The following is a 12363-nucleotide window of genomic DNA, read 5'->3' as shown; positions in this document are numbered from 1 at the left end:
GCAAAAACGCATTTATCAAAAGAAAACGCGCAAAATTTTGCGTGTTTTCTTCATTTCGTGTCTTTCTCGTGAGTTTGCACAAACTTTGTTCGCCTTTATACTCGCGTTTTTGCGATCCGGACTTTTTTTACATTCCCTTTTCTTTATCTCGCTGTTCTTTTTCCCGCTTGGAAAACACACAACCGCAGTAATCTTGTCGGTAAATTTTAAATTCTTTAGAAATTTGGCAAGAAAGTAAATAACCGTTATTTTTTTTAAAATCGGAATAGAGATATTTCACGCCGTACCGCTCTGCCACCTCCTGCCCGATTCGGTTTAAGGTTTTTGAATTTTTGTGTGGGCTGATAGACAGAGTTGTTGTAAAGTAGTCAAATTTATATTCTTTTGCATATTGTGCCGTTTTTTCAAACCGAAGCTTAAAGCAAGCCTCACATCTTGCACCGCCCTCTTGTTCCTGTTCTAAACCCTTTACTGCCGCATAAAATGAACTATCATCATGAGGCATATCCACCACTTTGATTTTTCCGTTCGTGAAAGCCTCGGTGAACCGTTTTTGTTCCTCGACACGCAAAGTGTATTCCTCGGGCGGATAAATGTTCGGGTTGTAATAAAACACCGTGATATCAAAATGTTGCATCAAAAATTCCAGTACATATGACGAACAGGGCGCACAACAGCTATGCAGTAAAAGCTTCGGGCGTATGCCTTTTTGCGCATTTTCCTGTATTAAATTTTCAAGATACAGCTTTATGTTTTCGGGCAGCATGCTTTCACCTCACTTCTTCTATCCATTAATCATATCATTTTCCCTTATATTTGTCAAATTGTATTGACAAATTGTTGTTTTTCCGTTAAAATAAAATAAGAAATAAAAATGTCTTTTTGACAGAATGGAGTTACGAAATGAAAAGAATCATCAGTCTGTTGCTTACACTTGCTCTGGTTTTTTCTTTCGCAGGCACCGTATCCGCTGCTGAATTCGGCGAGAAACCGGTTTGCGACAAATTAACCGTTATTTTGGATTTAACCGAAACCGAGTATTTGCAACCCCAAACCGTTCGTTTTAACCTGTTTAACGAAACCGGCGGTTTTTTATACAATGCACATGCAGACATTATCCCCGGCATGACACAGGTTATCTTAGAATTCATGGTCGGTCCTTTCGATGCAGGGCAGAAATTCCTGCTTTGTATGACCGAGGGCTTGGAATCTGTTAAATATTACGACACAACCTATGCACCCGGCGACAATATCGAAATCGGCACATATGCCGTAAAAAATGAGGACGGTTCCTTCCTGCTTGGCGACACATTCCATTTAAATGCTGACCCCTATACCCAGCCGCCCGTTCGTATTCAGGAGCTGAACATCAACCTAACATTAAGTGAAACCGCAAAACTCCAGAATCAGACCGTTCGTTTCAATTTGTTTAACGAGGATGGTGTTTTCCTCTACAATGCTTACGAAACCGTAAAATCCGGTGTGGAAGAAATCACTGTAACATTCCCGGTAGGTCCCTTTGATGCAGGTCAGAAATTTAATCTTTGCATGACCGAGGGCGCAAAAGCAATCACTTATTACGATGATGAATACATGCCCGGCGATAACATTGAGATTGCCACCTATGCTTACTTAAACGAAGAAGGCGTACCGGTCGGCTCGGATACTTTCCACATGACTATGTCTCCGCTGACCCAGGAAGATGCCTTTAAAGTCCGTGCAGAGGAATTTGTAAATGCAAAGGGCTATACCAGCAAAACCGATTACTTAATCTGGATCTCCAAATCGGACTTCAAAGTAACTTTGTTCAAAAAAGATTCTTCCGGAAAATGGGCGTATCGTGACAGCTTCCTTTGTTCCATCGGTGCTCCCGGCACCCCTACTGTTGAAGGTCAATTCGAATACATCCAGTATCAGAAAGCATGGTACTATCCCGAGGGCTTCTGGTGCGGACCGATTATGCGTTTCTACAGAGGTTATGCAATCCACAGTACTTTAATCCGAAACAGCGGTGGTTATTATGATTCTCGCCTCGGCATGAAAATATCCCATGGCTGTGTGCGTCTGCATCCCGATAACATCAACTACCTGGTTGACGTAACACCCTTGTATACCGCAATCGTAGTAACCGGCTGATACAACAAATAAACCAAAAAATGCTGTTCTTTACGAACAGCATTTTTTATTTTGAAAACATTTTATCTATCTTTTCTTTGTTATCCCGTATATTCCTTGGCGAAACGGATGTAAACCGCTTATAGGCGGTTGCAAAATATTTGGCATCGTAAAAGCCCACCAGTTCTGCAACCCTTGCCACCGAATACATCCCGCTGTTTAAAAGCGAAGTCGCCTTTTGCATCCGTACATTTGTAAGCACGGCTTTCGGTGAAATTCCCGTCTCTTTTTGAAAAACACTTCTTAAATACCGCTCCGATACCTGCATTTTTTCTGCAAGCACCCCAACGGTAAACTGCGGATTCGCATAATGCGCTTCTATCAAATCCAACCCTTTGCGGTACAATGCATTTTCATTCTGTTTAATGCCCCTCTCCTGCTCAATCAACGCCAAAATCTCATTCAGCTTAGCATTTGCCCTGAAATTATGTCCCTCTTCCCGTTTACGGTCAATTTCCAAGATTTTCCAAAACAGTTTTTTATAACTTTCTACATCTTTCGGGCGGTGCAACAGAATTTCCTTGGTATCATCATTGAACAGCTCAAAATGTATGACAATCAGCTCCTCCTGCTTTCCAAATCGGCTATAGGACACATTTGCCGGGAAAAAAACAATATCTCCTTCTTGCAGGATTAGCCGCTGCTTATCGCGAATAATCTGCGTTCCGCTTTTTAAACGGATAGACAGCGCACAAAAGCTGCGCGGCGTCATATGCGAACGGGCATTTTCATCCTTATAGTGCACCACATTGTATACGCGCACAGCCGCATCCCGATTTTCAAACAGCATTTGTCTCACCTCGTTTTCATTTTAACATATCACTTCCGTTTTTTCAACCTTTTTTGCCGTTTTTTCGGTTTATATATCCGTTTTTTCCTTTTATAATGAAATCAAAAGGAGGAATGAATATGTATAACATGGACACCGCAAAAAATATTGACCTTGAAGTTTTGGGACTATCGGAGCTTGTAAAGGAAAACACCAAAAGAAACCGCATGAGTACAGTACAGCTTTGCGTGACCGCCCAAGACGGAACTCCGGTCGAAAACGCAAGCATTGAGGTGCGTCAGACAAAAGGTGCCTTCAAATTCGGCTGTAATGCCTTTATGGCGACGCAGTTTGAAAATGAAGAGGAAAACAATCTGTATGACAGTCGTTTTCAGAAAATATTCAATCAGGCAGTTGTGCCGTTTTACTGGCGTGATGATGAGCCTGAAAAGGGAAAATACCGCTTTGAAACGGGTAGTCCTTACATCTATCGCCGTCCGCCGGCAGATGATGTTTTAGCCTGGTGCGACCGTCTGGGCATCGAGCCGAAAGCACACAACATGATTTGGTTAAACCGCTCTGTCGGGTTGCCGAAATGGATGCCTGTGGACAAAACAAAAATGCAGAAAACCATTGACGACCGCATCAAAATGTTAGCAGACCTTTATGCAGATAAAATTCCCGTGTGGGACGTAACCAATGAAGTTGCGGCATCAGATAAATACGAGGTTATGCCTGCAGATTTTGAAGTAAGAGCGCACAAACTTGCCGACGAGCTTTTCCCGGACAACCACTTGATTTTTAATGACTATTACGGATTCTATAACGACAGCTATAAAGGAAAGCGTTCTACTCCCTATCTGTTTATTCAAAAAATTCTGGCAAACGGCGGCAGAATTGACGGCATTGGCATCCAGCATCACTTATTCATCAAAGAAGATGACATTAAAAACGATAATGACATGCTTCGTGCCGAGCATTTCTTTGAAATGCTGTCCCTTTATTCTGAACTGAACAAGGATTTGCACATCTCGGAAATCACCGTACCTTCTTACGACAAAACCGAAGAAAAGCTTGAAGTACAGGCAAAAATTGTGGAAAACTTCTATCGTATCTGGTTCAGCACCAAAAACGTAAAATCCATTGTCTGGTGGAATCTGGTGGACGGCTGTGCCTTCGTAAACCCCGAAAATTCCTCCTGGAACGAGGATTATTATAGTGGTGGGTTACTTAACCGCGACTTTACCGAAAAGCCCGCCTACAAGGTATTAGACAAGCTGATTAACGAAGAATGGAAAACCAACTGCAAAACAACTGCCAAGGACGGCAAGCTGACCTTAGATATGTTCCACGGCGATTATGAAATCACCGTCAACGGTATCAAAGTCAACGCAACCGTCAAAGAAGACACCTTTATCTTGCCATTAACAATTTAATTTAAAAATCCCCCACAGAATTTTCTCTGCGGGGGTTATTTTTATAATATACTTTTTAAGAATTGCTGTGCCTGGGGTGTTTGAGGGTTGGAGAAAATTTCATCCGGTGTCCCCTGCTCTAAAATTTTGCCCTCCGCCATGAAGATAACGCGGTCGGCCACTTCCCGGGCAAAACCCATTTCGTGGGTTACCACCACCATGGTCATGCCCTCGCCCGCAAGGCTTTTCATAACGTTTAACACCTCACCAACCATTTCAGGGTCTAATGCAGATGTGGGCTCGTCAAACAGCATAACCTCAGGATTCATGCAAAGGGAGCGCACAATAGCAACTCTCTGCTTCTGTCCGCCAGAAAGCTGTGCCGGATACGCCTCTGCACGGTCTTTCAGACCAACCTTGTCCAAAAGTGCCAGAGCCTTGGTCTCCGCTTCTTCTTTCGACATTTTCAAAAGCTTTTCGGGCGCTAAGGTCATATTCCGCAAAATGGTCATATGCGGGAACAGATTAAAGTGCTGGAATACCATACCCATTTTCTGACGGTGCTTATTGATGTCATTTTTCGGGTCTGTAATTTCCACACCCTCAAAATAAATTTCACCGGAGGTGGGTTCTTCCAAGAGGTTCAAAGAACGCAAAAATGTGGATTTACCTGAGCCGGAGGGCCCGATAATAACCACCACTTCGCCCTTTTTGATTTCGGCACTTACATGGTCCAGCGCATGGATTTCCGTGTTCTTACCGAAAAATTTACAGAGATTTTCAGTTTTAATAATCGCATTACCGTTCATCCTTACGCAACCTCCGTTCCAACAAACTTACAAGCTTGGAAAAGCCGATAACCATAATCAGGTAAATAATCGCAACCGTTACCAGCGGTAAGAACGCCGTATAGGTTGCCGCACGAATGGCGTTACCTGCATACATCAGGTCTCCCAGACCGATACAGAATGCAACCGAGGTTTCCTTCAGCAATACGATAAATTCGTTTGCAAGAGCCGGAAGCACCGCTTTAAACGCCTGCGGGAATACAATGTACCACATGGTCTGCATATAGCCAAAGCCTAAGCTTCTGCCTGCTTCTGTCTGTCCTTCGTCCACACTCATGATACCGCCACGGACAATCTCTGCCACGTACGCGCCCGAGTTTAAGCCAAAGCACACCACAGCTGCTAAAAATTTATTGATACCAATCGGCATGAAAATGACAAAGTAAATAATCATAACCTGCACAACCACAGGCGTACCGCGAATAACCGTTAAATACACCTGACAAATGCCGTTAATAATACGAAGCAGGAAATTGGGTTTGCGGGATTTCAAGAAGGTGCATCTTGCAAATGCCACCAAAAAGCCCAGCACAATACCAACCACCAGTGACAAGAAGGTCAGCGCCAGAGTCATGCCCAGACCTGTTATCATGGTTTTCCAACGGTCATATTCGATAAAGTTACGATTAAAATCATCCATAAACGCATTCCACTTGCGACCCCAGTAGGTAGAGGTATCCGGCTTGTCAGTCGCATAATCCACCTCAAAGCAAAGCGCAAAACCACGGTTTACGTTTGTGGATGCAATTTTTTTAGTTTCCCCTTCCGAATCGGTGAAGGTGGTTAACCCCTCAACCTCCTGCATAATATCTGTTACGCCGCCGTAAACATCGTTTACGACCTCGTCTGTTGTGTAAACCACAAGTCCGTTATGCTCTGTCTGATACAAGGTAATCTGTGTATCCACTGACGTGGGCTTTGCTTTTTTGACGAGTGCCAAAGCATCCTTTTCAAACTCAGCCTTCATCACGTCGCGGGTCTTTTGCATGCCGTTTGGCTTACGGCTGTCTACCGACATAAAGTCATTATAGTATGGCAAAACCGCACCATGTACATCCAAAGTGCTTACGGTACAGTCTAAAAGGATATCCTTTTCGTCCCCGTATGTAACCTTGTTGATGACAATTTCATTTTCTTCTGCAATATAGCGCACCACTTCGGTTTTCTTTTCTGCCAGAGCATCCATTTGGCTGTTGATAAATGTTGTAAGCTCTTGTTCAGAAACCTTGTCTGCCTGTCCGCCGGTTACGGTTGAAACAATAAACCAGATCAGCAGGCTTGCAAGCAAAGCACCAATGATGGCTATAATGCCAATTTTCTTTTTTGACATGAAGTGTTTTTCCCTCCATTTAGCTGAACAGAAAGATTGCTGCAAGCCTTACGACCTGCAGCACATCTGATTTGTTACAATTTAGAATTATTCTACCGGAATGTATTTTTCGATGATTGCATCAATGGTACCGTCAGCAGTCAGTTCAGCCAGAGCACCGTTGATTTTATCCAACAATTCGGCGTTATCCTTGTTAATTGCAATTGCATAGTCTTCAATTGCGTATTCAGTTTCGAGAATGGTCAAGCCTTCGTTGTTTGCAACAAAGTTCTTAGCGGGTTCGTTATCGATGATAACTGCATCCACGTCGCCGCCCTGCAATGCGATGATTGCGTCAGCGCCTTTACCGTAACGGATTACGTTTTCATCGCCGTAGTCGCCGGAAGCATAGATGTCACCGGTAGTACCCAACTGAACACCAATCTTTTTGCCGGTCAAACCGTCCAGATCAACGATATCGGAGCCTTCCTTAACGATAACAACCTGAACACCGGTTGCATAGCTGTCAGAGAAGTTAACTTCTTTTTTACGTTCGTCGGTAACGGTTAAGCCTGCGATACCAACATAAGACTTATCGTTGGTAACAGCGGTGATGATGGAATCAAATTCCATATCTTCAATAACCAGTTCCATACCGAGATTTTCAGCAATGGCAGCAGCAATTTCAGCATCAATACCCACAATTTCTTCGCCTTCTTTGAATTCATAGGGCGGGAATGCGGCATTGGTAGCCATAATGAGCTTACCTGCATCCGCTGCAGTTTCATCCCCGGCGGGAGCTGCACCGTTTTCGTTTGCATCACTGCCACAAGCAGCGAAAGATACTGTCAGCATCAAAAGTGCCAACATTAAGCATAAAATTTTTGTAAATTTCATTTTCATTACCTCCTGTAAATTTACTATAACCATTTTAAACCAAATCTTACGTTTTGTCAATAAGATTTTTTATAAAAACACAAAAACTTGCAAAAATATAAGATTTATGGTACACTTTAAAGCATAAAGGAGTGATTTTTATGCAATCTGCACTAATAACCGGTGCCTCCTCAGGCATCGGCCGCGAAATTGCCCGCATTTTAAGTGAAAAGGGCTATTACACCATTCTCATCGGCAGAAACGAAAAAGGACTTGAAGAAACTCTGCATTCTTTAAAAAACGACGGTGAAATTTATGTTTGCGATTTAAGCAAGCCGGAAAACATAGAAGCACTTTATGCAAAATATCCCCAAATCGATATTCTTGTAAACAATGCAGGCTTTGGCGTATTCGGACCTTTTGCAGAAACAGACCTTAAAAAAGAACAGCTCATGATTGCCACCAACATCACCGCGTTGCACACCTTAACAAAGCTGTACTTACCCGGCATGCTGGCACAGAAAAGGGGTTATATTTTAAACGTCGCATCCCTTGCAGGCTTCATGTCAGGACCTTTGATGGCATCTTACTACGCCACCAAAAGCTATGTTTTGCGCTTAAGCCGTGCCATTTCAAAGGAAATTAAAGGCTCCGGTGTTTCGGTTACCTGTCTTTGCCCGGGACCTGTAGATACCGGCTTCAACGATGTGGCAGGGGTACATTTTGCCCTAAAACCCCTTACCGCAGAAAAAGTTGCTCGCTGCGGAGTCCGGAAAATGTTTAAAAAAAGCTTTATATGCTTGCCCGGCATCACCGCAAAGCTGACTGCTTTTGTTTCAAAATTCTTACCCGACAGTTTTTTGAGCAGCTGTTCTTATGCAATTCAAAAGAAAAAAATATAATTTTTAGAAAAAGTGTTGAAAAAGCTTTCAAAAAATGGTATAATTTTTTATTGTAGGATATTTTGAAATTCCAGGAGGACGGTATGCAAAAATTAGGCTTTGATAATGAAAAATACATCAAAATACAATCGGAGCAAATCAGAAAGCGAATTTCTGAATTCGGCGGTAAGCTGTACATGGAATTCGGCGGTAAGCTTTTTGACGACCACCATGCCTCCCGTGTACTTCCGGGCTTCGCCCCCGACAGCAAGCTTAAAATGCTTTTAGAGCTCAAGGACCAGGCAGAAATTGTGATCGCGGTTTCCGCTCCTTCCCTTGCCGCAAACAAGCAAAGACGAGACCTTGGCATCACCTACGATTTAGAGGTTTTGCGTTTAATTGACCTGTTCCGCAGTGTGGGCTTGTATGTAGGCAGTGTAGTTATCACCCAGTATGACGGGGAAAAGGCCGCAAACGCCTTGAAAAACCGCCTGACCGGAAACGGCATTCCCGTGTTCATTCACTATCGCATTCCCGGCTATCCCTCCGATATTCCTTATATTGTAAGTGATGAGGGCTATGGCAGAAACGAATATATCGAAACCACCCGTTCGCTGGTGGTGCTCACCGCCCCGGGTCCGGGCAGCGGAAAAATGGCAGCTTGTCTTTCTCAGCTGTATCAGGAGCATAAAAAAGGCATTAATGCAGGTTATGCAAAATTTGAAACCTTCCCCATCTGGAACATTCCGTTAAAGCATCCCGTAAACTTAGCCTATGAAGCGGCAACCGCCGATTTAAATGACGTAAACATGATTGACCCGTATCATTTTGAAGCCTACGGAGAGGTTACGGTAAACTATAACCGTGACGTGGAGGTTTTCCCGGTACTTAATGCCATTTTTGAACAGATTTACGGCACCTCGCCTTACAAATCCCCCACAGATATGGGTGTAAATATGGTTGGCCACTGCATCATGGACAACGACTGTGTGTGCGATGCCTCCAAGCAGGAAATTTTAAGACGGTACTACAGCGCCCTTTGCGATGCAAAGCGTAGCGGAGAGCCATCCGAAGAGGCAAGTAAAATCGAGCTGATTATGAAAAATGCCGGCATCACTTTAGCCGACCGCAAGGTGGCAGAAGCGGCTTTAAGAGTCGAAGAAGAAACCGGCACCCCGGCGGCGGCAATTCAGCTGTCCGACGGCAAAATCATCACCGGCAAAACCAAAGACCTTTTGGGCTGTTCCGCGGCGGTGGTACTGAACAGCTTAAAATACTTAGCAGGCATTCCGGATGAAACGGAATTGATTCCCTCTTATCTGATTGAGCCTGTGCAGGATTTAAAAACCACCTATCTCGGCAGTAAAAACCCGAGACTGCACATTGATGAAATTTTAATTGCTTTGTCTGTCAGCGCGGCAAACAACCCCATTGCGGCACAAGCGCTTTCCATGCTTCCGCACTTAAACGGTTGTGAAGCACATTCGTCGGTTATTCTTTCGGAAGCAGACGATTCTATTTTCAGAAAGCTGAAAGTAAACTTAACCTGCGAACCCCGCTACCAGAGCAACAATTTATATCATTTATAAGAAATGAGGCGTGCATTATGATTCAAAAACAGCTTTTCGGCAATTTAGAAGGTCAGGACGTTTTTGCCTACACCTTAGACAACGGCAGAGGCTTAAAGGCAACTGTTATAACCTATGGCGGTATTATCCGCAACTTAGAGTTTAATGGCGTGGACGTAGTTTTAGGCAGAGAAACCTTAGAAGAATACTTAGAAAATGACGGTTGCTTAGGTGCTGCAATCGGCAGAAACTCCAACCGCATCAAAGACGCAAAGTTTGATTTAAACGGCAAAACCTACACGCTTTTTGCCAACAACAACGGCAATAATCTGCACGGTGGCAAAATCGGTTTTAACAAAAAGGTATGGGATGCCGAGGCAATAGACGGCGAAGCGCCTGCTGTTGTTCTGTCCTATCTCTCCCCCGACGGCGAGGAAGGCTTCCCGGGTAACGCGGATGTGAAAATCACCTACACCTTAACCCGTGAAAATGCCATCAAGCTCCATTACGAGGGTGTTTGCGATCAGGACACCATTATGAATTTAACCAATCATTCCTATTTTAACTTAAACGGTCATGACAGCGGTGCCATTGACAGCCAGACCATTCAGATGGTTTGCAGCTTCTTCACACCCAACACCGAAGAATGCATGCCCTACGGCGAGATTTTAAAGGTAGACGGCACCCCCTTCGATATGCGTTTGCCCAAAACCTTTAAAGACGGCTTCTCCTCGGATTATCCGCAGGCAACCATGTTTAACGGCTTCGACCATAACTTTATGATTGACGGCAAGGGCTATCGCTTAGGCGCGGTTGCCAAGGGCGATAAAACCGGCATCACCATGGAAATGTACACCGATGCCCCGGCAGTTCAGCTGTACACCGCAAACTTCTTAAAAGACGACCGCACCTGCAAGGACGGCGTAACCTACGGTCTGCACCACGGCTTCTGCTTAGAAACCCAGGATGTACCCAACGCCATCAACATTCCCTTCTTCAAAAGTCCCATCTTAAAAGAAGGCGAAAAATACGACACTACTACAGAATACAGATTCAAATAATTCTTTACAAAAAAAGCATTCCCGTATGCCGAGTGTCCTTAAGGACAGTAAATATTAAACATCAACACTTTTGAATAAGGACATTTAAGTTCGTTTTTTGACTTAACTTCCTTAACTGACATAATACAAAAAGAACAGGTTCGTCAAGGGTGAGCACATCTGTGCATTTACCATTGACTTGCCTGTTTCTTTCTTGTAATAGTTTCCTTATCTAATCTCATTCAATTCATTTGGGGTGCCAAATTTAAAAATTAGTGGTAATTAAGAACGAGATGTTACTATTGCTACCTCAAGTTTGAATTTTTGATTATTTCCTCTGTTTAAATCGCAGACTTCAATATTGGTTCCGTTTGAAGTGTATGCACCATGAACATCGAGATAATAAGCAGTTTTGTTTCTATCTGTAACTTTTGTACGTATGTAATAATATCCACCTCCGGCATCTTCGAGTTTCCATAATTGATTTGCTCCACCATGATATTTGTATAGAGCTACATTTTTATTAGAACAATTCACATCCAACACTAAACCGTTGTTTTCGTTTACTATTTTATACCAACCGCTACCAACAGAAACAAATTTGAACATCCTGCTTTTATAGTTGCCACCACCATAATTCCATAAAACTATATTTGAACCTTCAGATTTTGAACTATTGCCCCCATTAGTATCTATAACTGAATTTTGTGCGTGCTTAGGAGTGATATAATATGTCCTACCTGGATAAGGGAATGGTTCATTCGCTTTTTTTGCATCGTCAAGTTTCTTCTGATAGGAATAACCATAGTCAAATGTACAGTTCGAATCAGTTTTCAGTGTCCATTTTGTTACTTTTCGAAATTTGTATTCACTCCAGTTAAACTGACTTCCGGCTATATAAACTCTGTACACATTATGGTCATTGCCTAACTTGATTTTGGAATTGTTTTTTGAATTGAACTGTGAAATAGTTTTACCATTTGTATCTTTCAGTGTAACCACAATAGAGTTGTTTCTGGTAACTTTATTCCCATAGCCATTATAGGCGTATACAGTCAAATATGCAGTTTTTGTTCCTGTTAAATAAACTGTGGTATAACCGCTATAATCAATACTATTTGATTTTTGTTCATTAGCTGCAAAAGTTACTGTACTTAAAAACGTTGATAACATCAAAACTAATGTTAAGATTAAAGAAATTTTTCTTTTCATAATGTTTCCTTTCTATGTTTATATTTTTGCGCAACTTTTAATTGGCAGAACGAAAACTGCACCCCAAAGTTTGTCGTATTTATTTACAAATTAAAAAATGCGCCTACCGAAGCAGACGCATAAAAAACGCAAACTCCGATAGTCGCGAAACCAATTTATACAGCATGAGATATACACATACACTGATAAATGGAATTTGCATTTTTATCAAATTCAAATATCAGCATATGCAAAGATAAGTATATTATCCCAAAAGAAAATATACCTCAA

Annotated in this window: 11 protein-coding genes; 5 read left to right on the top strand and 6 right to left on the bottom strand. The window is 42.7% G+C overall.

Annotated elements, in window-relative coordinates:
- Positions 1-127 precede the first annotated feature (127 nt).
- Complete coding sequence (locus IJE10_06380; protein MBQ2967726.1) at positions 128-766, bottom strand: epoxyqueuosine reductase QueH; 639 nt, start codon at positions 764-766, stop codon at positions 128-130.
- Positions 767-903: 137 nt separating this feature from the next.
- On the opposite strand from IJE10_06380, the gene IJE10_06375 reads away from it, so the two are divergent.
- Positions 904-2136, top strand: a complete 1233-nt coding sequence (locus tag IJE10_06375; protein ID MBQ2967725.1) for a L,D-transpeptidase — start codon at positions 904-906, stop codon at positions 2134-2136.
- 46 nt (positions 2137-2182) lie between these two features.
- Here IJE10_06375 and IJE10_06370 read toward each other — a convergent pair whose 3' ends face one another.
- Positions 2183-2965, bottom strand: a complete 783-nt coding sequence (locus IJE10_06370) for a helix-turn-helix transcriptional regulator (protein ID MBQ2967724.1) — start codon at positions 2963-2965, stop codon at positions 2183-2185.
- A gap of 119 nt (positions 2966-3084) precedes the next feature.
- On the opposite strand from IJE10_06370, the gene IJE10_06365 reads away from it, so the two are divergent.
- Positions 3085-4380, top strand: coding sequence for an endo-1,4-beta-xylanase (locus tag IJE10_06365; protein MBQ2967723.1), 1296 nt, complete (start codon positions 3085-3087; stop codon positions 4378-4380).
- 41 nt (positions 4381-4421) lie between these two features.
- Here IJE10_06365 and IJE10_06360 read toward each other — a convergent pair whose 3' ends face one another.
- The 3 genes from IJE10_06360 to IJE10_06350 form a co-directional block, all read right to left on the bottom strand.
- Positions 4422-5153 carry an amino acid ABC transporter ATP-binding protein gene (locus tag IJE10_06360; protein MBQ2967722.1) on the bottom strand — a complete coding sequence of 244 codons (732 nt, stop codon included), beginning with the start codon at positions 5151-5153 and terminating at the stop codon, positions 4422-4424.
- A gap of 4 nt (positions 5154-5157) precedes the next feature.
- On the bottom strand, positions 5158-5847 hold the full coding sequence (locus IJE10_06355; GenBank protein ID MBQ2967721.1) for an amino acid ABC transporter permease: 690 nt from the start codon (positions 5845-5847) through the stop codon (positions 5158-5160).
- 777 nt (positions 5848-6624) lie between these two features.
- Complete coding sequence (locus tag IJE10_06350; protein ID MBQ2967720.1) at positions 6625-7413, bottom strand: transporter substrate-binding domain-containing protein; 789 nt, start codon at positions 7411-7413, stop codon at positions 6625-6627.
- A 140-nt stretch (positions 7414-7553) separates the two neighbouring features.
- Between IJE10_06350 and IJE10_06345 the strand changes: the two genes are divergently transcribed.
- The 3 genes from IJE10_06345 to IJE10_06335 all read left to right on the top strand — a co-directional run bounded on the left by IJE10_06345 (position 7554) and on the right by IJE10_06335 (position 10902).
- Entirely contained in the window at positions 7554-8294 is a 741-nt protein-coding gene (locus tag IJE10_06345) for an SDR family oxidoreductase (protein ID MBQ2967719.1), read from the top strand.
- Between the two features lie 83 nt (positions 8295-8377).
- Positions 8378-9862 (top strand): DUF1846 domain-containing protein, encoded by a 1485-nt coding sequence (locus IJE10_06340; GenBank protein MBQ2967718.1) that lies wholly within the window; start codon positions 8378-8380, stop codon positions 9860-9862.
- A gap of 17 nt (positions 9863-9879) precedes the next feature.
- Positions 9880-10902 carry a galactose mutarotase gene (locus IJE10_06335; protein MBQ2967717.1) on the top strand — a complete coding sequence of 341 codons (1023 nt, stop codon included), beginning with the start codon at positions 9880-9882 and terminating at the stop codon, positions 10900-10902.
- A gap of 261 nt (positions 10903-11163) precedes the next feature.
- Here the strand turns inward: IJE10_06335 and IJE10_06330 are convergent, their stop codons facing one another.
- Positions 11164-12093, bottom strand: coding sequence for an RICIN domain-containing protein (locus IJE10_06330; GenBank protein MBQ2967716.1), 930 nt, complete (start codon positions 12091-12093; stop codon positions 11164-11166).
- Between the last annotated feature and the right edge of the window lie 270 nt (positions 12094-12363).

The organism is Clostridia bacterium (genome assembly GCA_017410375.1).
In the GTDB taxonomy this organism is placed as follows: domain Bacteria; phylum Bacillota; class Clostridia; order RGIG6154; family RGIG6154; genus RGIG6154.
Note: the sequence above shows the minus strand (reverse complement) of the source record. Positions and strands in the feature narration are given on the sequence as shown.